The following is a 22,084-nucleotide window of genomic DNA, read 5'->3' on the forward strand; positions in this document are numbered from 1 at the left end:
CCTCGAAAGCTATTTAGGTAGCGCCTCATGTATCACTGTAGGGGGTAGAGCACTGTTTCGGCTAGGGGGTCATCCCGACTTACCAAACCGATGCAAACTCCGAATACCTACAAGTGCCGAGCATGGGAGACACACGGCGGGTGCTAACGTCCGTCGTGAAAAGGGAAACAACCCAGACCGTCAGCTAAGGTCCCAAAGTTATGGTTAAGTGGGAAACGATGTGGGAAGGCTTAGACAGCTAGGAGGTTGGCTTAGAAGCAGCCACCCTTTAAAGAAAGCGTAATAGCTCACTAGTCGAGTCGGCCTGCGCGGAAGATGTAACGGGGCTCAAACCATACACCGAAGCTACGGGTATCACTTAGGTGATGCGGTAGAGGAGCGTTCTGTAAGCCTGTGAAGGTGAGTTGAGAAGCTTGCTGGAGGTATCAGAAGTGCGAATGCTGACATGAGTAACGACAATGGGTGTGAAAAACACCCACGCCGAAAGACCAAGGTTTCCTGCGCAACGTTAATCGACGCAGGGTTAGTCGGTCCCTAAGGCGAGGCTGAAAAGCGTAGTCGATGGAAAACAGGTTAATATTCCTGTACTTCTGGTTATTGCGATGGAGGGACGGAGAAGGCTAGGCCAGCTTGGCGTTGGTTGTCCAAGTTTAAGGTGGTAGGCTGGAATCTTAGGTAAATCCGGGATTCTAAGGCCGAGAGCTGATGACGAGTGTTCTTTTAGAACACGAAGTGGTTGATGCCATGCTTCCAAGAAAAGCTTCTAAGCTTCAGGTAACCAGGAACCGTACCCCAAACCGACACAGGTGGTTGGGTAGAGAATACCAAGGCGCTTGAGAGAACTCGGGTGAAGGAACTAGGCAAAATGGCACCGTAACTTCGGGAGAAGGTGCGCCGGTGAGGGTGAAGCATTTACTGCGTAAGCCCACGCCGGTCGAAGATACCAGGCCGCTGCGACTGTTTATTAAAAACACAGCACTCTGCAAACACGAAAGTGGACGTATAGGGTGTGACGCCTGCCCGGTGCCGGAAGGTTAATTGATGGGGTTAGCTAACGCGAAGCTCTTGATCGAAGCCCCGGTAAACGGCGGCCGTAACTATAACGGTCCTAAGGTAGCGAAATTCCTTGTCGGGTAAGTTCCGACCTGCACGAATGGCGTAACGATGGCGGCGCTGTCTCCACCCGAGACTCAGTGAAATTGAAATCGCTGTGAAGATGCAGTGTATCCGCGGCTAGACGGAAAGACCCCGTGAACCTTTACTATAGCTTTGCACTGGACTTTGAATTTGCTTGTGTAGGATAGGTGGGAGGCTTTGAAGCGTGGACGCCAGTTCGCGTGGAGCCAACCTTGAAATACCACCCTGGCAACTTTGAGGTTCTAACTCAGGTCCGTTATCCGGATCGAGGACAGTGTATGGTGGGTAGTTTGACTGGGGCGGTCTCCTCCTAAAGAGTAACGGAGGAGTACGAAGGTGCGCTCAGACCGGTCGGAAATCGGTCGTAGAGTATAAAGGCAAAAGCGCGCTTGACTGCGAGACAGACACGTCGAGCAGGTACGAAAGTAGGTCTTAGTGATCCGGTGGTTCTGTATGGAAGGGCCATCGCTCAACGGATAAAAGGTACTCCGGGGATAACAGGCTGATACCGCCCAAGAGTTCATATCGACGGCGGTGTTTGGCACCTCGATGTCGGCTCATCACATCCTGGGGCTGAAGCCGGTCCCAAGGGTATGGCTGTTCGCCATTTAAAGTGGTACGCGAGCTGGGTTTAGAACGTCGTGAGACAGTTCGGTCCCTATCTGCCGTGGACGTTTGAGATTTGAGAGGGGCTGCTCCTAGTACGAGAGGACCGGAGTGGACGAACCTCTGGTGTTCCGGTTGTCACGCCAGTGGCATTGCCGGGTAGCTATGTTCGGAAAAGATAACCGCTGAAAGCATCTAAGCGGGAAACTTGCCTCAAGATGAGATCTCACTGGGACCTTGAGTCCCCTGAAGGGCCGTCGAAGACTACGACGTTGATAGGTTGGGTGTGTAAGCGCTGTGAGGCGTTGAGCTAACCAATACTAATTGCCCGTGAGGCTTGACCATATAACACCCAAGCAATTTGACTACTCGAAAGAGCATCAGATTGCGGTGTGTGAAGACGAAAGAACCGAAAGTTCGAAATGCTCACAAAACACCGAAGCTATCACATACCCAATTTGCTGAAGCGCGGCCAACTGGCCACGACTCAGTACCCGAATTTCTTGACGACCATAGAGCGTTGGAACCACCTGATCCCATCCCGAACTCAGCAGTGAAACGATGCATCGCCGATGGTAGTGTGGGGTTTCCCCATGTGAGAGTAGGTCATCGTCAAGATTAAATTCCGAAACCCCTATCTGCGTATGCAGGTAGGGGTTTTGTTTTTGCGCCGCATAACAACCTGGCTCGCCGCAATCCTGTAGGAGCGAGCCTGCTCGCGAAAAACGCCAGGACACCACGGGGCCTCAGGCAGCCAGCGTCATCGTTGACGACCATCGCGAGCATGCTCGCTCCTACAGATGCAGGTAGGGGTTTTGTTTTTGTCCGCAGAAAAGTGAAATTACTGACCCAGCCGCTCCAGCGTGTGCTCCAAGGGGTCGAGCGACACACAGATAAAACCATCAAGCGGCCGATTGAGTTCCTCCACCAGCAAGATGGTTGCCCCCGTCGACAGGGCGCACATCAACAACACGACGACAATGGTGCCGTTGCGGGGTGCAAACAGGCCGAACGAACCGAAGATAATCGCCAGCCACGTCACCAGAATCACCAGCATCACCGGCGGGATCGATTGATTGGCTTGCAGCAGCGTCAGCCAGCGGGTGGCAAAAACCGTGTCCATGTCTTGCAATGCCTCGGCCTTGAGCGAGCGCTGATCATCGTTGCCCGGCGAAAGTGATTCGACCTGGCGTTGCAGACCTTCGGAGCGATGGATGACTTCGGGGCTATCGAGTTTTGCAATCTGACGTTGATCGCGGGAAGCGAGCACGTTGGTGACTTCGGCGTAGTTGTGCTTGAGCTCGGTACGGATGCCCTGGGTGTCTGGCCCATAGCGGGCCAGCACGCGGTCGAATTGAACCACTTTCGCAGCAGCCCCCTCCAGTTCGGCATTGGCCGTATCAAAGGTGCCTTTGGCAGAGGAAACAAGCAGACCGAGGACCAGCGCCGACATCGTTGCGATGAGACCGGTGGCCAGTTTCACCACCGCCACGGAGTCGTCGCTCAGATGATGACTCGGCAATCGCTCCCTCACGCATGAGCCCAGTAGTGCGCTGCTGAACAGGCAGGCAAACACGATGAGAGCGATCACCACATCATTCAAGTTCGACCTCCGTTGACGGTGTCCTCGGGGCGTAGGGGGGAACTACTTGTACTTGATCACGATGCCTTTGAGTTTGCGTCCCTCGATCGTCGTTACGTCGCGAGCCCACAGCGGTCCGCTGGCATAGGCACCCACCGCCTGAATGTGGTCATAGACGACCACCACGGCATCACCGCCGAGTTTGGCGGATTCTTCCCGCAGCTTCTGTTCGACTTCGGTAATTGGCGGGGCAGGGTCGACGGTGGCGTCGATCAACACTTCACCCAGGCGCACATGTGGACGCAGAGGCTCGGAGCGCAGGACGACGACCTCGTCGGGCGATGTCGGTGCGGGGTGTTCTACACCGACATAGGCGGTGGTCTGTGCATCGACACTGGCGCAACCGCCAAGGGTCAGCAGGCTGGTGATCAGTCCACCTGCCAGTAGCAAGAGTTTGAAGCGGATCGACCAGGACAGGTCATGGGCCGGCATAGTGGATTTCCTCCTCGGGTCCGTTGCTATCCATGTGGCTAGTTGACGGTAGCAGACAGACCGGGAGTTGCCAGAATGCCCAACCTTTTCAGGTTGGGCTTTTTTGTGCCTTCATGATGGTGGACAAGGGCCGTTCACTGATCCTTTTCGCAATTGACCATCCACGACACGCCAAAACGGTCGACCAGCATGCCGAAGCGCGCTGCCCAGAACGTGGTCTCCAGCGGCATCTGCACGTCGCCGTCCTCTGCCAGTGCCTTGAAGACCCGTTCGGCCTCGGCAATGCTGTCGACGTTAAGTGAAATCGAGCAGGCACTCATTTTATCGACGGGGCGATCCGGCGTGGTGTCCGACCCCATGATCGCCTGATCGCCCACGATCAGGCGGGTATGGATGATCAGGTTGTGCAGATCCTTGGGGATATGCTCACCGGCCGGTGTTTCGCCGAAGGTCAACATGGCTTCGATCTGGCCCTGCAGGCACTGCGCATAGAAGGTGAAGGCCGCTTTGCAGTCGCCATTGAAGATAAGGTAGGGATTGATTTTCATGCTCGGCTCCAGGTGCTCAAGTACATACATCGGTTTGGACGCCGGTTTTTTCGGCGAATTCCGATTGTGTCGAGCCGATAAGCAAAGCGCTAAATCTTTATCGGAGCTTGTGTTTCTTTAGATGTTTTTTCGATAGGCCGCGCCAGGCTTATCGCTTCCGGCACGCGGCGTGGCGCCAGCACACGTTCAATGGCGCCGCTGACCATGCTTTCGAGCAGATCATCATGTTCCTGCTCGTCCAGCACATGGGGCGTGAGCCAGCTGGGAGCGCTGTTGAGCAGGGCGCCGATGGCATGCCCGGCCGCCAGCAGGCCTTGCTCGCTGAAACGGCTCTTGGCGCCCAGCATCTTCAGCAACGTGCGTTCGTATTGCTCGCGCAATTGCCGGACCCGAGCCTGTTGCTCTTCGTTCAGGCAACCGCTGTCGCGCTCCACCAGACGGAAATGCCAGGGCATCTCCCGATGCAGGTTCAGATGGGCGCGGATCAGGCTGTTGAGTTTGTCGCGTTTGCCCGGGGCTTTTTGCTGGATGCGCCCGAGGGTGGCCAGCAACTCTTCGTAAAACTCCTCGATCAGGTCGAGCAGCAGATGCTGTTTGCTCGGGTAATGGTGATACAGCGAGCCTGGAGAGAGCCCCAGGCACGTCGCGAGCTCACGCATGCCGACCTGGCCGAACCCCTTGCAGGCAAACAGCTCCAGGACCTTGTCCCGATACTCGGCAAAGCGCGAGCAACGCTCAGGCATAGGCATGGAAGCCGCGCCCCGTCTTGCGCCCCAGGTAACCGGCGGCGACCATTTCCTTGAGCAACGGCGCCGGGCGATATTTGCTGTCGTTGAAGCCGTCATAGAAGGCTTCGAGGATCGACAACAGGGTGTCCAGGCCAATCAGGTCCGCCAGGGCCAACGGGCCGATCGGCTGATTGCAGCCCAGGCGCATGCCGGCGTCGATGTCTTCGGCGCTGGCCAGGCCTTCCTGGAACACCAGGATCGCTTCGTTGATCATCGGCACCAGGATCCGGTTGACCACGAAGCCCGGGCGGTTACCGGCGGTGATCGCGGTTTTGCCGAGGGTTGTCGCCATGTCCAGCGCCAGCTTGTGGGTCGCGTCACTGGTTTGCAGGCCGCGGATGACTTCGATCAGGCCCATCACCGGCACCGGGTTGAAGAAATGCAGGCCGATGAAGCGCTCAGGCTGGCTGACACTGGCGGCGAGCTGGGTGATCGACAGCGACGAGGTATTGGAGGCAATGACGCATTCGCTGCTGACTTGCGCGGCGATCTGTTGCAGCACTCGCAGTTTCAGCTCGAGGTTTTCAGTCGCCGCTTCGATCACCAATTGCACGTCCCGCAAGCTGCTGTAATCGGTGCTGGTACGAATTTTGTCGAGGGTGGCCTGTTTCTGCTGCGGCGTCAGGGTTTCCTTGGCGACCTGCCGGTCGAGGTTTTTACCGACCGTTGCGACGGCTTTTTGCAAAGCGCTTTCGGAAATGTCGAGCAAGGTCACGTTGAAACCGGCCATGGCGCAGACTTGTGCGATGCCGTTGCCCATGGTGCCCGCACCGATCACCCCGATGTTTTGCAGATTCATCTTCCCATCCTTCGATCAAACCCTGCGATACCTTGGCCGCGAATGCGGCCGAAGGCGTACTATTGCCGCGAGTCTAGAGCCGGCAGGGCGGTTGTCCTATGCCAAAACTGTTCAACGGCACTGATGTTTTTTGCCATTCGGGTGATGAGAGAGAAGCGTACCAATGCGGGAAAAGGACTCGGTTGCCGCCTATTTCGTGCAGGCAATGATCCACGGGCTGAAGGATGATCCGCAGCGCGTGACGGCAGTGCTCGAACAGGCAGGCATTGATCCGGCGGTCATGCACCAACCCACGGCGCGGGTGCCGGCGAATGCGTTTGCGGCGCTGTGGCTGATTCAGATCCGCGAGCTCGACGACGAGTTTTTCGGGCTCGATTCCCATGGCATGCCGCCGGGCAGTTTTGCCCTGATTTGCCGCGCCTTGATTCAGGAGCCCGATCTGCACAAGGCCATGCGTCAGTGCCTGGTCAACTTCGGCTTGTTCTTGCGCGACTTTCGCGGCTCGCTGGCCGTGCGTGGCAAGCGTGCGGTCATCAGCCTGGAAACCCGTTCGACGGATAACGATGCCAGTCGGTTTGGTGAAGAAACCTTCCTGGTGTTGATGATCAGTCTGCTCTGCTGGCTGGGCGGGCGGCGCATTCCCATTGACCGCGCGGACTTCCGCCATTCACGCCTGTCGCTCGGCGACGACCGCCTGCTCTGGGGCCCCAACCTCACCTTCGGTGCCGGGCGCACCGAAATCGAATTTGCCAGCCACTACTTGCGCCTGCCCGTGGTGCAGGATCTGGCGTCGCTGAAAGTGTTTTTGCGTACCGCGCCGCAATGGCTGGTGATCCGCTTCCGTAACCAGCATGGCCTGGCGGCACAGGTTCATCAGCGCTTGCGCGGCAGTCATTACAGCGAGTGGCCGACCTTGCAGGCCTTTGCCCTGGAACAGCACCTGAGCCCCAGCACCTTCCGCCGCAAACTGGAGCGTGAAGGTTGCTCCTACCAGGAGATCAAGGACGAGGTACGCCGGGGCGTGGCCTTTGAGCAATTGCGTCAGAGCGACGCGAGCATCAGCGATATCGCCGAGCAATTGGGGTTCCAGGAGCCCAGCGCCTTTCATCGGGCGTTCAAGAAGTGGACCGGGGAAAGTCCGGGGCGCTATCGAGCCCGCTATCAGGGAGAGCAGGGCGCAGGCATCGCCAGCCTTCAGGAGTCCCGCGAGCCCTGAACCACCGCCGGTCCGGCCGCCTGACGGGAGCTTGCCTTGAGCAAGCCATCGAGGGCCTGGCGGTACTGGTTTCCACCCAGGCTCATGCTGTTGTTATGAGTACCGCCGGGTATCAGGAGCAGGCGCTTGGGTTCATGGGCGGCATTGAACAGTTGCTGGCTGAATCGTGAAGGCATGAACGGGTCGGCCAGGCCGTGCACCACCAGCAGCGGCATGTCGATGTCGACGATCTTGTCGATGGAGTCGAACTTCTGCGACAACAGCCAGCGCACCGGCAGCCCGTTCACCGGCAGGCTGTTGTTGGCCACTTCCGCGACCGCATCACCCAGCGAGGTGAAGGAGGACTCGATGACCAGACCGCGTACCGGCAAGGGAAGGTGTTGTTGTTTCGCCTGTGCGGCCAGGTCCGCCGCGAGGTCGATGGCCACTGCACTCCCCAGCGAATGCCCGTAGATCAGACGCTTGTTGGCGTCCGGTTGCATCGCGGTGAAACGCTCCCAGGCGACGCGTGCGTCTTCATAAACACTGGCTTCCGAGGGCAAATCTCCTTTGCTCTGGCCGAAGCCGCGGTAGTCGATGGCCAGCACCGAATAGCCCATGGCCCGTAATTGCTCGATGCGAAATGCCTGGCCCGTGAGGTTCCAGCGCACGCCGTGCAGGTAAAGGATCGACGGCGCATCGCGGCGGGCCGCCGGCCACCACCAGGCATGCAGGTTTTGTCCGGCCTTGAAGCTGGCAGACTTGATATCGAACGCCTGAACGTCCTGCGGCAAGCCGCGATACCAACTCGCCGTGCCTGGCTCGATGCGGAACAGCAACTCGCGCTCTTTGTATTTGAGCGCCCCACAGCTCACCGGCAAGCCGACAACCAGCACGGCCATGCACAGCAACGACAGCCAGCGTCGGCGCAAGTGAGCGAGAAGGGGAGCAGGCATCGGACGGTCCAACAGAATGTGAAGCACGGGTTTTACCAGATGAGCCCGTACATCAGGAGAGTTTTCCGACCGTCGTTGCTGTGGCCGGAGCGCATGCGGCCGATGCCCTATGACATCTGGCTGGTGACCTACGCGGACTAGCGGCATACGGCCAGGGTCCGGGCGGTGATCGATGAGATTGTCGCGGGGTTCGCCGGGACCGGCGAATAATCGCAGGTGGCACTAGAACCTGTGGGAGCGGGCTTGCTCGCGAAGGCGGAGTGTCAGACGACATTACAGTTGAATGACACGACGCTTTCGCGAGCAAGCCCGCTCCCACAAAGGGGGTTATGGCATTTCCGGCAGTTCCTGTGGGCGCAAATCGAACACCAGCACTTCAGCATCCACGCCGTTGCTCAAGGTCAGCGCCTGCTCATCACGAACCCGCACACCGTCGCCTTCCTGCAACAACACTCCGTTGAGTTCGACGCTGCCCCGGGCTACATGTACATAGGCGTAGCGGTTGGCGGCGAGCTCCAGGGTGGCGCTTTCCTTGCCGTCGATCAGGCCGGCATACACCCGTGCATCCTGACGCACCTTGAGCGATCCCTTGGCACCATCCGGCGAGATGATCAGTTGCAGGCGCCCGCGTTTCTTCTGGGTACTGAAGTGCTCCTGCTGATAACGCGGTTTGGCGCCGCTGACCTCGGGCACGATCCAGATTTGCAGAAAGTGCACCGGCCGGGTGCTGGAGTGATTGAACTCACTGTGGGCCACGCCGCTGCCTGCGCTCATCAGTTGTACGTCGCCGGGGCGGATCACCGAACCGGTGCCCAGGGTGTCCTTGTGTTCCAGGCCACCTTCAAGCACGTAGGAGAAAATCTCCATGTCGCGGTGCGGGTGCTGGCCGAAGCCTTTACCGGCGGCGACGCGGTCGTCGTTGATCACCAACAGGTCGGAAAAACCCTGCTCTTTCGGGTTGCGATAGTTGGCGAAGGAAAATGTATGGAACGACTTCAACCAGCCGTGATTGGCCAGGCCACGATCCGAGGCTTTGCGAAGTGTCAGCATGATGAAATCTCCTTTCAGGACGTGAATTCGTCCGAGTGAGGAGAAGGTTAATGTTTACTGGCTTGTGCAATAAGTAGGTGGAAATTGAAATACTGTCTCTTTAAAGTTGACAGTTTATGAACGCGAATCAGCTATTCTGTTTCGATCTTCGGCCCTGATGCACGGTACGCCTTCTGTGGGAGCGGGCTTGCTCGCGAAGGCGGCCTGGCAGTCAGCATGGATGTTGACTGACCCACCGCATTCGCGAGTAAGCCCGCTCCCACAGGGCACCGACTTTATTAATCCAGTGAATTCCAATCCATGAAAACCGTGGCAATGGTGCTGTTTCCCGACTTTCTCCTGCTCGACATGGCCGGGCCCATGGAAGTGTTTTCCATTGCCAATCGTTATCTGAAACCCGACGATCACTATGTGCTGTCGACCATCGGCACCGAGCCTGGTGCACTGCGCGCATCCAACGGGGTGAGCGTGCACGCCGACCGGCACATCGATCAGGCCTGCGAAGGTTTTGATTTGCTGCTGGTGCCTGGTGGTCCGGGTGCCTACAACGAAAAGCATCCACCGCTGCTCGACTGGCTCCGGCACAACGTCAGCCGGTCCGCCGGTTATGGTTCGATCTGCACCGGGGCGTTCGTGCTGGGGCATGCGGGTTTGCTCGATGGCTATCGCGTCACCACCCACTGGCACTACACCGAGCGGCTGATCAAGGGCTTTCCAAAAGCGACCGTCGAGACCGATCAGATCTTTGTCCAGGACCGCAACCTGATCACCTCCGGCGGCGTCACCGCCGGGATCGACCTGGCGTTGTCGGTGGTGGCCCGGGACCACGGCAAGAAAGTCGCCCAGGACGTGGCCAAGGTGTTGCTGGTGGTGATGAAACGCCAGGGCGGACAGGCGCAGTTCAGCCCGCTGATGGCAGCAGTGGCGCCTCATGAAACGGCGATTACCCGGGTGCAGAACCATGTGCTCGAACACCTCGATGAAACCTACGGGATCGAGCGCATGGCGAGCCTGGCCAACATGAGCCCTCGTCACTTCGCCAGGGTGTTCGCCCGGGAAGTGAACATGACGCCGATGGAGTTTCTGCAAAGCGCGCGCATCGATTGCGCGAGGAACCTGCTGGAAACCACCGAGTTGCCGCTCAAGACCGTGGCGTTCAAAAGCGGCTTCGGCAGCGTGCGGCACATGCGTTTTCTGTTCAGTGAAAAACTGCGCCTGACCCCGACTCAATACCGCGAGCAGTTCAGCTAGGGCGTGTGTCCGTTTTGCGCACCGCAATGGCCGTGACGCTCCCCCCGCGACAGTTGTACGATCACAGTGGCCTGCCAAGATACCGGTGAACTCATTGCAAGGAAGGTGCGGAGCCTGGGATGGACTCGCGTACCGAGCCAGGCTTCCAGCGGGTGACAGCGCATGAACAGCCTCAAAGATGTAAACAGCGAAGCGGTGCTGCGATTTGGTCCCTATGCCTTCCACCTCGGTCAGCGACTGGTACTGGAGGGCGATCGGCCACTGCGCCTGGGCGGCCGTGCCCTTGATGTGTTGCAGGTACTGGTCGAGCACGCGGGGTCGGTCGTCAGCAAGGAAAAGTTGATTGCGCAGGTCTGGCCGCGCTCCGTGGTCGAGGAAATCAACCTGCGGGTTCACATTGCCGCCTTGCGCCGTGCCTTGGGCGACGGGCAGAACGGCCAGTGCTACATCGTCAACATTCCCCAGCGCGGCTACAGTTTTGTCGCACCGGTGCAACACTTGCCGCAGCCCGGCTATTTCCCCAGCGAGACCGTACAAAAGCTCCTGCACAACCTGCCGGCGCGGCTCACGCCGATCACCGGGCGCGATGCCATCGTCGGCAGTCTGGTGCGGCAGTTGCCGGTACGGCGATTCATGACCCTGGTCGGGCCTTGCGGGATCGGCAAGACCACCGTGGCCTTGCGCGTGGCCGAACTGTTGTTGCAGCACTATCGGCACGGCGTGTGGCTGGTGGACCTGGCGGCGATCGATGACCCGGCGCAAGTGACCGATCACCTCACACGCACCCTTGGACTGAAGGTTGGCACCACGCTGGAGGGGCTGTCGCAGCGCCACGCCTTGTTGGTCCTGGACAACTGTGAGCACCTGCTCGAGCGCTGCCAGACGTTGGTCGAGACACTGCTGCAGTCGATGCCCCGGCTGTCGATCCTCGCCACCAGCCGCGAGCCGCTCAAGGCCGCGGGCGAAACCGTATCGCGTCTGCCACCGCTGGCGGTGCCGCCGGCGTCAGCGCTGCGCAGCGTCGCCGAGGTCATGGGCTATTCGGCGGTGCAGTTGTTCGTCAGCCGTGCCCGGGCCCGTCAGCAAGGTTTTGCCCTGCGCGAGCAAGACCTCAAGGTCGTACGGGAAATCTGTCGGCGCCTCGATGGCCTGCCGTTGGCGATTGAACTGGCGGCGGCGCAGATCGATGCATTGGCGCTGGTCGGGGTGCAGGCCCAGCTCGACAACTGTTTTGAGTTGCTGTCCCAGGGCCGCCGCACGGCCGTTCCCCGACATCAGACGCTCAAGGCTGCGCTGGACTGGAGCTACGAACGGTTGACGGCATTGGAACAAACCGTGTTGCAGCGCCTGGCGGTGTTCAAGATGGCGTTTACCCAGGACGCCGCGATTGCCGTGATCAGTTGCGACGCGCTGCCCGTCGCCGACCTGATCAAGCTACTGGAAAGCCTGGCATTGAAGTCGCTGCTGTCCATGGAGCAGAGCGGTGGAGTGACCCGTTACCGCTTCCTCAACACCACCCGCACCTACGCCCTGGAAAAACTCGAACTCAGCGGTGATTTGCGCGCCTTCGAAATGCGTTATGCCGGGTATGTCAGCCAGACACGCTGGCCATCAAGCGGGCAGGTGGCATTGCAGCTCGTCGAGTAGCCGGCGAACCGCCATCAGGTCAGGCGTGGCAAAACCTTCGGTGAAGCGCCGGTAGAGCGGTGCCAGCAGTTCATGCGCGCGTTGGTGGCGGCCCTGGCGCTGCCACAATTGCGCCAGCGAGGTGGCGCTGCGCAGCTCCCAGGCCAGGGCGCCCTGGGCCTTGGCCACAGCGAGGGCCTTGAGCAGCTCGGTTTCGGCCGTCGCGGCCTTGGCCGGGCAATCGGTTGCCAGCAATGCCTTGGCCCTGGCCCGCAGTATCTCCGCCGTGTTCCAGCCCGCCGCACCGTTTTGCGCGCGTTCGAGCAAAGCGTCGTCGACGCAGGTCGAATCCAGCGTGACCATGATGTCTTTGATCAAGCCGACACTTGGCCGGCCGGTTGGCTGAACATCGGTGCCGCCGATCACCTGCGCGTAATGTCGCGCCCAGTCATGGAACAGTGGCACCGAGTGTTTCTGCGCCTGTTGCAGCAGCAGGCGCAGGAGTTCGCGGGCGCTGCGGGTGTCGCCGTTGTAGTGGGCGATCAGGCAGCCGGCGAGCGCCAGGGTGTAGCAGATCGACGTGCCGTGGTTGATCTGCAACGCGATGTCCAGCGCCTGCCGGGCTGAACGCCAGGCCTGTTCCGGTTGGCCCTGCAGCCAGAGGATACGCGCGTGGATGGTCAGCGCCGCGACACTCTGGTCGTATTGCACGCCGAAGCCATGGGTGAAACGGTTGAGATGGCCGCTCTGCGCCATGCGTTGCAGCACTTGTTCGGCATGCTCCCCAGCCTGATGCTGGTCGCCGGAGAAGTGCAGGGCGAGCACCCGCAATCGATGCATGCTCAAGGACATCAGGGCGTCGTCATGCAGCCCCAGTTGATCGAATTGCCGGCTCTGCTCAAGGGCCATCTGGTAATGCCCGCAGCTCAGATTGACCGCCAGGTGCCCGGAAATCGCCCGCAGCTGACCGGCCACGTCATCAAGTTGCCTGCCCAGGGCCCTGGCGCTGACAAAGGCGCCAACGGTTTCGGCGCTACCACCCTGAGCGTGGTAACAGGCACTGCCCAGGGCCAGCTTGAGGGCCATCTGCAAGCGCGGGCATGGCTCGAGTGACTGGTCGAGCAAGGCCAGCGCCTTGCGCACATAACCGCCATGCTCCTTGAGCAGTGACAGCTCCTGCCACAGGGGCGTGGACGTCGCGGCCAGGCGTATCGCCAGTGCCTGCGGCCCTTGGGCGTGCAAACCCCAATCGAGGGCTGCACGGATATCTTCGAGTGCCCGGCCATAGCGCTCGATCCACAGGCCGGTCGGCGTTTTCTCCCAGTCGTCCTGTGCCTGTTGCATCAGTGCCAGGCAGCGCTCGGCATGCCGTTCCCGCGTGCCGGGCAGGTCGGTGGTTTGCACAAGTTTTTCCAGGGCGTAGGTGCGGGTGGTGTCGAGCAAGCGGTAGTAAACATTGTCGTCGCCCACCTCCACATTCAACAGGGACTTGGCGACCAACTGGGTGATCGAGCCGAACACCTCGCGGGGTTCAATGTGCTCGCCGACAATCACGGCCGCTGCCGACTCCAGGGTAAAGCCACCGCGAAACACACTCAGTCGGCGCAGGCAGGTCTTTTCACAGGCATTGAGCAGTTCGAAGCTCCAGTCCAGCGTTGCGCGCAAGGTCTGATGGCGTGCCAGGGGCGTCTGGCTGGGCTGGTTCAGCACCCGGAAGCTGCTTTGCAACTGCTCCAGCAAGCCGTGCAGGCCAAAGATACCCACCTGCGCCGCCGCCAGTTCGATGGCCAGTGGAATGCCGTCCAAGCGGTGGCAAATCTCTATCAGCAGCGGCAGTTCAGCCTCCGTCAATTCAAAGCTGTCGTGGCTGGCCATGGCCCGTTCGACGAACAGTTGCAGGGCGGAAAAGGTCATGGCCTGGGCGCGGTCGAGGACGGCGATGGGCGGCGGGCAATCGAGTGACTCCAGGCGCTGGACGAATTCCCCTTCGGCCCGCAGGCTCTCGCGGCTGGTGGCGAGGATGTGCACGTGCGGTGCACTGCGCAGAATCTGTTCGCTGAGCTGGGCGATGGCGTCGACCAGGTGCTCGCAGTTGTCGATGACCAGCAGCATGTGGCGCTCGCGCAGAGCGTCCGCAAGCCCGCTCAGGGGGGCGTCGTCGTGCAGGGCGAGTTCGAGTAGCGTCGCCAGATGACCGTTGATCATCAGCGGGCAGTTGATCGGGGCCAGGTCCAGCAGGCGAATGCCGTCCCGGTAGTGGCCGATCAGCTGTTCGGCGACCCGCAGGGCCACGGTGGTCTTGCCGATGCCGCCGGGGCCGACGAGGGTGATGAAGCGCTGGCGAGGCAGTTGCGTCACCAGGCTGTCGACCAGCGTCTGCCGGCCGATCATGCGGGTGCGGCGCACGGGCAGGTTATGCCGGCTCGGTCGAGGCGGCGCGGGCACGGGTTGTGGCTCGGTCTGCTCCAGCGAGTAAGGCGCGACAAAGCTGTAGCCGCGCTGGGCCACGGTGACGATGTAACGCTGTCCGGCCTGGCCATCGCCGAGCGCCTTGCGCAACGCGGCCATGTGTACCCGCAGGTTGATGTCTTCGACTACGCTGTTGGGCCAGACGCGGGCGATCAATTGTTGCTTGCTGACCACGTTGCCGGCGTGTTCCAGCAGGATCAACAGGATGTCCATGGCGCGCCGGCCCAGGCGCAAGGGCTGCTCGGCCTCCATCACCAGACGTTGTCCGGGGTAGACCCGGTAGGGGCCGAAATGCACAGCCAGTTCGCTGGGAAGGGTCAATGCGTCGCTCCTGCTGCATCCGTCTGGTTCGCGGTTTTCGAGCATATTCCTCAGGTTTTTTACCCAGCGCAATGCGCCGCGCGGGTGACCGATGGGGCAGGCATAGACTCTAGCGTATCGGCCAGCGGCTGTCGGTCCCGGGATCATTGGGCGCGACAGATGGACAACGGTTGCCGGGTTTTTTTGCGCGCCATGGAAAATTAACAACGTTTAACTCGTCGCGCGTCCAGTCTGCGCCAAAACTCTCTTCCTGTAGGAGTGAGCTTGCTCGCGATGGTGTGTCTGACACATGGGTGTCGACTGATACTCCATCGCGAGCAAGCTCGCTCCTACAAAGGGATTCAATCCATCGCAAGGACAGGGCAATGAGCAACGTGGTGGTGGTCTATCACAGCGGCTACGGACACACCCGGGTCATGGCCGAAGCCGTGGCCGCAGGCGTGGCACGGCACCTGGGCAGCACCTGCCAGTTGATCCCGGTCGAGGAGGTGGACGAGCACTGGGAGCGGCTGCACAACGCCGACGCCATCATCTTTGGCGCGCCGACCTACATGGGCAGTGCCTCCGCGGCCTTCAAGGCATTCATGGAAGCCACGGCGGCGTTCTACCTGGCCCGGCCCTGGCGCGACAAGCTCGCGGCCGGCTTCACCAATTCCGGCTGCCTGTGCGGCGACAAGCTCAATACCTTGCTGCAGATGGCGGTATTCGCCACCCAGCACTCGATGATCTGGGTCGGCCTCGACCTGCTGCCGGCGCGTTCCAGCACCGGTGCATTCAACGGCCAGCTCAATCGCCTGGGCAGCTCGCTGGGCGCCATGGCCCAGTCGAATGTCGAGCAATCCCCCGATGATGCGCCGCCGCCTGAGGATCGCTGCACCGCCGCGCACCTGGGCGAACGTGTGGCGCGCCTGGCCGATCGCATGAACCCGATACCGGTTTGATTCACCCCCCCAACACTCGTTAAGGAGGCATCACCCATGAGCACCTTCACTACCCGCGACGGCGTCGAGATCTACTACAAGGACTGGGGCACCGGTCAGCCGGTTGTCTTCAGTCATGGCTGGCCGCTGAACGCCGACAGCTGGGAATCACAGATGATCTTCCTGGCCTCCAAGGGCTACCGGGTCATCGCCCACGACCGTCGCGGTCATGGGCGCTCCAGCCAGCCCTGGTCAGGCAATGACATGGACCATTACGCCGACGATCTGGCGCAACTGATCGAGCGGCTCGACCTGCAGAAAGCCGTGTTGTTCGGTTTCTCCACCGGTGGTGGCGAGGTGGCGCGTTACATCGGTCGCCACGGCACCGGGCGCGTGGCCAAGGCCGGGCTGATTTCCGCGGTGCCACCGCTGATGCTCAAGACCGAAGCCAACCCCGGCGGCCTGCCGCTGGACGTGTTCGACGGCATCCGCCAGGCCTCGCTGGCCGACCGTTCGCAGTTGTACATCGACCTCGCCAGCGGCCCGTTCTTCGGCTTCAACAAACCTGGCGCAAAACCATCCCAGGGCATGATCGACTGGTTCTGGATGCAGGGCATGCTGGCCGGGCACAAGAACGCCTATGACTGCATCAAGGCGTTCTCGGAAACCGACTTCACCGAGGACCTGAAGAAGTTCGACGTGCCGACCCTGGTGGTGCATGGCGACGCGGATCAGGTGGTGCCGTACGAAGCGGCGGGCGTTTCTTCCGCCAGACTGGTGAAGGGTTCGATCCTGAAGATTTACCCGGGCGCTCCTCACGGTTTGACGGACACCCACAAGGATCAGCTCAACGCCGATTTGCTGGCGTTTCTGGAAGGCTGAAATGCCAAGTCAAAAGATCGCTGGTGCAGCCTGCGATCTTTTTTCTTTATGAGCGGTACCGCGGACAAACTGACAGCGCCAGGCAAACGGATTGACGCCTTCGCTGCGGGTGAAAATGTGGCAGAAGTGCGCCTGGTCGCAGAAGCCGCATTCGAGGCTGATCTGCGTAAGGCTCATGTCGGTGTACCGGATCAATTGCTTGGCCAGGGCAACGCGCTGCTGGCGAATCCAGTCCTGCGGCGAGAGGCCGGTACTGCACTTGAATGCGCGGGAAAAATGACTGCGCGAGAGGGCGCAGGCCTGTGCCAGTTCAGTGACTTCCAGGCTGTCGCCGAGGCGTTCGAGGATCAGTTGTTTAACCAGCCGCTCGCGGTGCGGGCTGAGGCCGCCGGTGCTTTTCTTTGGCGCAGGCGTGAATGGCGCGGGGGCGGCATTTTGCTGAACGTGAGCCATGGCGAATGTCCGTGTCGGTAGGCTTCATTCTTGGTCCCGAAGGCTCTGGCTTGCGAGTTAATCGTTGTTAATTCCTCGTTCACAGCGGGAAGTCCCGGGTAAAGTCAGACACAATCCTCAACCTCGCGCCTGGCCGACCACACAAGGAACCCGTGCCTATGAACCGTAATGATCTGCGTCGCGTCGACATGAACCTGCTGGTGATTTTCGAAGCCCTGATGTTCGAAAAGAACCTGACCCGCGTTGCCGAAAAACTGTTCATGGGCCAACCGGCGGTGAGCGCCGCGCTGGGGCGTTTGCGCGATCTGTTCGACGATCCGTTGCTGCTGCGCAACGGTCGCGGCATGGAGCCGACGGCGCGGGCACTGGTCATTCTCAAGGAGCTGCAACCGGCGATGGACACCATTTCCGGTGCGGTCAGCCGGGCCAAGGAGTTTGATCCGGCGACCAGTCGCGATGTGTTCCGCATCGGGCTGTCGGACGATGCCGAGTTCGGTTTGTTTCCGCCGTTGCTGCGGCAATTGCAGGAAGAGGCGCCGGGGATTGTCGTGGTCGTGCGGCGGGCCAATTATCTGTTGATGCCGGCGCTGCTGGCGTCGGGGGAGATCTCGGTGGGGGTGAGTTACACCACGGATCTGCCGGCCAATGCCAAGCGCAAGACGCTGCGCGATATTCCCTGCAAGGTGCTGCGCGGCGACACCCGGCCGGGGACGTTGACCCTGGATGAGTACTGCGAGCGGCCTCATGCGATGGTGTCGTTCTCGGGGGACTTGAGCGGCAATATCGATCTGGATCTGGCGAAGGTCGGGCGTAGTCGTCGTGTGGTGTTGGGGGTGCCGCAGTTCAGTGGGTTGCGGGCGTTGCTCGCCGGTACCGAGATGATTGCCACTGTGCCGGATTATGCGGCCTGTGCGTTGGTGGAGGGGTGTGGGTTGCGGGCCGAGGATCCGCCGTTCGAGATCGAGGCGGCGCAGTTGTCGATGGCCTGGAGCGGGGTGCATGACAATGATCCGGCGGAGCGGTGGTTGCGGTCGCGGATTGGTCAGTTCATGTCTTTGGCTTTGGCTGTTTCTTCCTGACTGTGTACATATCCGTTATTTAGGTAACGGCGGCTTATGGTTTCGCCCTTACGGCGAGTCCCTTTTGGCAAACGCCCCAAAAGGAACCAAAAGGTCTCGCCCCTGGCGTACGGCCCCTCGCTGAGGCTCGGGGTTCCTTCGCTCCGGTATTCATCCGGGGGCATCGCCCTCCGGTTGGCTTCGCTGGCACCTACATGCGATGAGTTCGACTGCGTCGAACGGCGCTGCGCGCCAATCCCCGGATGAACACCTCCGCTCAGCCTCCCGAGGGGGCGGGTGGATCAAGATCAAGAGCTGCAGGCGAGCTAACGCTCGGCCTGATGAGTGGTGAAGGGCGTGGGTGTACGTGGCTTTTGCTTTTGCTTTTCTGTGGGAGCGGGCTTGCTCGCGAAGGCGGCCTGACAGCCGACCAATTTCTTTCAGATGTACTCAATCCCTGTAGGAGCTGGCTTGCCAGCGATGGCGGCATTACATCCGACGAAAATCTTCTGGTTCACACCCGCAATGTGGCGAGGGAGCTTGCTCCCGTTGGACAGCGAAGCGGCCCAAAAATCAAGCGATGCGGTCTGTCAGGCAGACTGCGTTGAATGGATTTTCGACTGCTGCGCAGCCGAACGGGAGCAAGCTCCCTCGCCACACAGAATTGCGTAGGACCAAGAACGAGGCTACACCGCCTTGCGTCGTTGTCTACAACTACGCCAGAACCCGCCGGCTTGTGCGTCTTGTACCCGGTCTTTATCGTTTCCCGGTCGCTGCAAATTCAGCGATCGGGTTTGGCAGCCCGGTCAATTTCAAGGCTCGCCAGTGTCACCTTCAGATCAGTCCGATCTGCAATTTGGTGGCTGTGCGTGGGGCACTTCGGTGAACCGGGCGTTGGATAATCTCGATCCGCAGGAATAATCCGGTAGAAGCAACAACCGGTAGCCCTGTGGGATTTGTGTGATTTGCAGACTGCCGGCGTACTCACAAACAGAGCACGTACATTCAATTTTTCCTCCCCCCGTCCCGGCACTATCGAGTCCAGTCCCGGCGCATCGACGCCGGTGGTTTTTCATTTGTGCGGGTAGGCCATGGACGCTTCGCGACGCGATGATCGAGCGCAAGACTGGGGGCTGCTGTTCCTGCGGGTCAGCGGCGGGGCGTTGCTGTTGTGGGTGCACGGTTTGCCCAAGCTGCTGCACTACGCTGCCGAGTTGCAGAACATCGAAGACCCTTTTCACCTGGGCGCGAACCTGACGCTACTGCTGGCGATCTTCGCCGAGGTGGTGTGCCCGCTGCTGATCGTCGCCGGGTTGCTGGTGCGCCTGGCGTGTTTGCCTATTCTGTTCTTGCTGTGGGTGTCGATGTTGGTCGTGCATCCGCAGTGGACGCTCTTTGAAGGCCAGTTCGGCTGGCTGTTGCTGATCGTATTCACCAGCATTTTCATCGCCGGGCCGGGAAGGCTGGCGCTCGATGTCCATTTCGCCGGAGCCTTGCGTCATGTCTGATCTCAATCGCCGTGAGCCGGCCAGTCCCGGGCCTGATGAGGTGGTGACCCTGATCGTCAAGCACCGGGTCAAGGCCGGTTTTGAAGTGCCTTATGAAGCCTGGCTGCGCAACATCGTCAAGGTGGCCGCGCAGAACGTCGGGCACCTGGGGGTGGATGTGGTGCGCGGTAAAAACTCCGGCCTCGACACCTACACCTGCGTGCTGCGTTTTTGCTCGACCGAGGCGATGCAGCGCTGGCTCGATTCGCCGCAACGCCAGGAACTGGTGAGAGAAGCCGCGCCGATGCTGGCCGATGGCGACCAGACCGAGGTCAATCCGCTCAACGAGTTCTGGTTCTCGCCCCAGGCCGAAGCCAGTACGCCACCGCCGCGCTGGAAGCAGGCCGTGGTGACGCTGCTGGTGATCCTGCCGCACACCTTGCTGGTACCGCTGCTCTGGGGTCCGCTGCTTGGGCTCAACAGCTTTCTTTCCAGCTACGTGGTGGCCACGTTCCTGATCACCCTGACCATCGTGCTGTCGGTGGTTTACCTCTTCATGCCCATGGCGACGCGCCTGTTCGCGCCCTGGCTGTCTCCCGCTACTTTGCACGAGGAACCGTGATGAACGCCGATCTGATTCTGTTCAATGGTCAATTCCATACTGTTGATCGCGAAAAACCGCTCGCCAGCGCCGTGGCGATCAGCGACGGGCGTTTTGTCGCGGTCGGCAGCGATGCCGAAGCCATGGCCTTGCGTGGTTCAGGCACACAAGTGATCGATCTCAAGGGGCGTTGCGTGATCCCCGGGCTCAACGACTCGCACTTGCACTTGATTCGCGGCGGCTTGAACTACAACCTCGAACTGCGCTGGGAAGGCGTGCCGTCCCTGGCCGACGCCTTGCGCATGCTCAAGGACCAGGCCGACCGTACGCCGACGCCGCAGTGGGTGCGGGTGGTCGGTGGCTGGAACGAATTCCAGTTCGCCGAAAAGCGCATGCCAACGCTCGCAGAACTCAATCAGGCCGCGCCAGACACCCCGGTGTTCGTGCTGCACCTGTATGACCGTGCCTTGCTCAACCGCGCCGCGTTGCGTGTCGCCGGTTACACCCGTGACACGCCGAACCCGCCGGGTGGCGAGATCGTGCGTGATGCCAAGGGTGAGCCGACCGGCATGCTGGTGGCGCGGCCCAACGCGATGATCTTGTATTCAACGCTGGCCAAGGGGCCGAAGCTGCCGCTGGAGTATCAGGTCAACTCGACCCGTCAGTTCATGCGTGAACTCAATCGCCTGGGCTTGACCAGCGCCATCGATGCCGGCGGCGGTTTCCAGAATTACCCAGACGATTACCAGGTGATCGAACAGTTGGCGAAGGATGAGCAACTGACCGTGCGCATCGCCTACAACCTGTTCACCCAGAAGCCCAAGGAAGAGTTGACCGACTTCAAGAACTGGACCGGCAGCGTGAAGCTGCACCAGGGCGATGATTATCTGCGGCACAACGGCGCCGGGGAAATGCTGGTGTTCTCGGCGGCGGACTTCGAAGACTTTCTCGAACCACGCCCGGACCTGCCGCAAACCATGGAGGCCGAGCTGGAGCCGGTGGTGCGCCACCTGGTCGAGCAACGCTGGCCGTTTCGTTTGCACGCCACCTACAACGAATCCATCAGCCGCATGCTCGACGTGTTCGAGAAGGTCAATCGCGACATTCCATTCAACGGCTTGCCGTGGTTTTTCGACCACGCCGAAACCATCACCCCGCAGAACATCGAGCGGGTGAGGGCGCTGGGCGGCGGCATTGCGATTCAGGATCGCATGGCGTTCCAGGGAGAGTATTTCGTCGAGCGTTACGGCGCGAAAGCCGCCGAAGCCACGCCGCCGATCAAACGCATGCTGGCCGAGGGTGTGCCGGTCGGTGCCGGTACCGACGCCACGCGAGTATCGAGCTACAACCCGTGGACCTCGCTGTACTGGATGGTCAGCGGCCGCACCGTCGGCGGCATGGAGTTGCACGCCGAAGGCCTTTCGCGGCTGACCGCGCTGGAACTGTTCACCCATGGCAGCGCCTGGTTCTCGTCGGAGCAAGGCAAGAAGGGCCAGATCAAGGTCGGGCAACTGGCCGACGTCGCCGCCCTCAGCGCGGATTTCTTCAGCGTCGATGAAGAGGCGATCAAGTGGATCGAGTCGGTGTTGACCGTGGTCGGCGGCAAGGTGGTGTACGGCGCCGGTGATTTCGAGAAGCTTGGGCCAGCCAGCGTGCCGGTGCTGCCGGACTGGTCGCCGGTGGTGAAAGTGCCGGGCCACTGGCGCCCGACGTCGCCGATGCAGGCCCAGGTTCACCACTGCAGCGGGCCGTGCGCGGTGCATTCCCACAGCCATGAACGGGCACGCCTGTCGAACGCGCCGGTCAGCGATTTCGCCGGTTTCTGGGGCGCCTTTGGCTGCTCGTGTTTTGCCTTCTGACGAA

18 protein-coding genes, 2 rRNA genes and 1 pseudogene (1 of these 21 cut by a window edge) are annotated in these 22,084 nt (G+C 60.7%); 12 read left to right on the forward strand and 9 right to left on the reverse strand.

Annotated elements, in window-relative coordinates; genetic code table 11:
- Positions 1–2,088: ribosomal RNA gene (locus QMK54_RS11920) — 23S ribosomal RNA — on the forward strand; it begins 804 nt to the left of the window's first position.
- A 157-nt stretch (positions 2,089–2,245) separates the two neighbouring features.
- Positions 2,246–2,361 (forward strand): 5S ribosomal RNA (gene rrf, locus QMK54_RS11925).
- Between the two features lie 223 nt (positions 2,362–2,584).
- On the opposite strand, the gene QMK54_RS11930 is transcribed toward rrf, so the two are convergent.
- The 5 genes from QMK54_RS11930 to QMK54_RS11950 all read right to left on the reverse strand — a co-directional run bounded on the left by QMK54_RS11930 (position 2,585) and on the right by QMK54_RS11950 (position 5,952).
- Positions 2,585–3,337, reverse strand: a complete 753-nt coding sequence (locus QMK54_RS11930) for a hypothetical protein (protein WP_241511461.1) — start codon at positions 3,335–3,337, stop codon at positions 2,585–2,587.
- 51 nt (positions 3,338–3,388) lie between these two features.
- The gene (locus QMK54_RS11935; protein ID WP_320402552.1) at positions 3,389–3,817 is read right to left on the reverse strand and encodes a hypothetical protein; all 429 of its coding nucleotides are present in this window, start codon (positions 3,815–3,817) and stop codon (positions 3,389–3,391) included.
- Positions 3,818–3,951: 134 nt separating this feature from the next.
- A complete protein-coding gene (locus QMK54_RS11940) occupies positions 3,952–4,365 on the reverse strand; it encodes a VOC family protein (protein ID WP_320402553.1) in 414 nt (137 codons plus the stop codon).
- 89 nt (positions 4,366–4,454) lie between these two features.
- On the reverse strand, positions 4,455–5,114 hold the full coding sequence (locus QMK54_RS11945; protein ID WP_110661243.1) for a TetR/AcrR family transcriptional regulator: 660 nt from the start codon (positions 5,112–5,114) through the stop codon (positions 4,455–4,457).
- On the reverse strand, positions 5,101–5,952 hold the full coding sequence (locus QMK54_RS11950; RefSeq protein WP_110661242.1) for a 3-hydroxybutyryl-CoA dehydrogenase: 852 nt from the start codon (positions 5,950–5,952) through the stop codon (positions 5,101–5,103). The genes QMK54_RS11945 and QMK54_RS11950 overlap by 14 nt, the downstream gene beginning before the upstream one ends.
- Positions 5,953–6,115: 163 nt before the next feature.
- Between QMK54_RS11950 and QMK54_RS11955 the strand changes: the two genes are divergently transcribed.
- Positions 6,116–7,168, forward strand: coding sequence for an AraC family transcriptional regulator (locus tag QMK54_RS11955; RefSeq protein ID WP_320402554.1), 1,053 nt, complete (start codon positions 6,116–6,118; stop codon positions 7,166–7,168).
- Here QMK54_RS11955 and QMK54_RS11960 read toward each other — a convergent pair.
- On the reverse strand, positions 7,147–8,103 hold the full coding sequence (locus QMK54_RS11960; RefSeq protein ID WP_320402555.1) for an alpha/beta hydrolase: 957 nt from the start codon (positions 8,101–8,103) through the stop codon (positions 7,147–7,149). The two genes, QMK54_RS11955 and QMK54_RS11960, sit on opposite strands and share 22 nt — an antisense overlap.
- 78 nt (positions 8,104–8,181) lie before the next feature.
- On the opposite strand from QMK54_RS11960, the pseudogene QMK54_RS11965 reads away from it, so the two are divergent.
- A pseudogene (locus QMK54_RS11965) lies at positions 8,182–8,313 on the forward strand (LysR family transcriptional regulator); the annotation flags it as partial.
- 117 nt (positions 8,314–8,430) lie between these two features.
- Here QMK54_RS11965 and QMK54_RS11970 read toward each other — a convergent pair.
- Positions 8,431–9,153, reverse strand: a complete 723-nt coding sequence (locus QMK54_RS11970) for a pirin family protein (protein WP_320402556.1) — start codon at positions 9,151–9,153, stop codon at positions 8,431–8,433.
- Positions 9,154–9,453: 300 nt separating this feature from the next.
- Between QMK54_RS11970 and QMK54_RS11975 the strand changes: the two genes are divergently transcribed.
- The gene (locus tag QMK54_RS11975) at positions 9,454–10,404 is read left to right on the forward strand and encodes a GlxA family transcriptional regulator (protein ID WP_223595746.1); all 951 of its coding nucleotides are present in this window, start codon (positions 9,454–9,456) and stop codon (positions 10,402–10,404) included.
- A 162-nt stretch (positions 10,405–10,566) separates the two neighbouring features.
- Positions 10,567–12,051 (forward strand): ATP-binding protein, encoded by a 1,485-nt coding sequence (locus tag QMK54_RS11980; RefSeq protein ID WP_320402557.1) that lies wholly within the window; start codon positions 10,567–10,569, stop codon positions 12,049–12,051.
- Here the strand turns inward: QMK54_RS11980 and QMK54_RS11985 are convergent.
- On the reverse strand, positions 12,016–14,820 hold the full coding sequence (locus tag QMK54_RS11985; RefSeq protein ID WP_320402558.1) for an ATP-binding protein: 2,805 nt from the start codon (positions 14,818–14,820) through the stop codon (positions 12,016–12,018). The genes QMK54_RS11980 and QMK54_RS11985 overlap by 36 nt on opposite strands.
- Before the next feature lie 365 nt (positions 14,821–15,185).
- On the opposite strand from QMK54_RS11985, the gene QMK54_RS11990 reads away from it, so the two are divergent.
- Both QMK54_RS11990 and QMK54_RS11995 read left to right on the forward strand, forming a co-directional pair.
- Positions 15,186–15,761 carry a flavodoxin family protein gene (locus QMK54_RS11990; RefSeq protein ID WP_320402559.1) on the forward strand — a complete coding sequence of 192 codons (576 nt, stop codon included), beginning with the start codon at positions 15,186–15,188 and terminating at the stop codon, positions 15,759–15,761.
- 36 nt (positions 15,762–15,797) lie between these two features.
- The gene (locus QMK54_RS11995) at positions 15,798–16,622 is read left to right on the forward strand and encodes an alpha/beta hydrolase (protein ID WP_320402560.1); all 825 of its coding nucleotides are present in this window, start codon (positions 15,798–15,800) and stop codon (positions 16,620–16,622) included.
- 9 nt (positions 16,623–16,631) lie between these two features.
- Here the strand turns inward: QMK54_RS11995 and QMK54_RS12000 are convergent, their stop codons facing one another.
- Positions 16,632–17,075 carry a helix-turn-helix domain-containing protein gene (locus QMK54_RS12000; RefSeq protein ID WP_110662361.1) on the reverse strand — a complete coding sequence of 148 codons (444 nt, stop codon included), beginning with the start codon at positions 17,073–17,075 and terminating at the stop codon, positions 16,632–16,634.
- A 158-nt stretch (positions 17,076–17,233) separates the two neighbouring features.
- Here QMK54_RS12000 and QMK54_RS12005 point away from each other — a divergent pair, with 158 nt between their 5' ends.
- From QMK54_RS12005 to QMK54_RS12020, 4 genes are all read left to right on the forward strand, one after another.
- Positions 17,234–18,154: a LysR family transcriptional regulator gene (locus QMK54_RS12005; RefSeq protein WP_223595735.1), complete on the forward strand. Its 921-nt coding sequence runs from the start codon at positions 17,234–17,236 to the stop codon at positions 18,152–18,154.
- A 1,070-nt stretch (positions 18,155–19,224) separates the two neighbouring features.
- Positions 19,225–19,641, forward strand: a complete 417-nt coding sequence (locus tag QMK54_RS12010) for a DoxX family protein (RefSeq protein ID WP_110661877.1) — start codon at positions 19,225–19,227, stop codon at positions 19,639–19,641.
- Positions 19,634–20,242, forward strand: coding sequence for an antibiotic biosynthesis monooxygenase (locus tag QMK54_RS12015; protein WP_320402561.1), 609 nt, complete (start codon positions 19,634–19,636; stop codon positions 20,240–20,242). The genes QMK54_RS12010 and QMK54_RS12015 overlap by 8 nt, the downstream gene beginning before the upstream one ends.
- Positions 20,242–22,080: an amidohydrolase gene (locus tag QMK54_RS12020; RefSeq protein ID WP_223595731.1), complete on the forward strand. Its 1,839-nt coding sequence runs from the start codon at positions 20,242–20,244 to the stop codon at positions 22,078–22,080. The genes QMK54_RS12015 and QMK54_RS12020 overlap by 1 nt, the downstream gene beginning before the upstream one ends.
- Positions 22,081–22,084 lie beyond the last annotated feature (4 nt).

This window comes from Pseudomonas sp. P5_109 (genome assembly GCF_034009455.1).
Taxonomy (GTDB): domain Bacteria; phylum Pseudomonadota; class Gammaproteobacteria; order Pseudomonadales; family Pseudomonadaceae; genus Aquipseudomonas.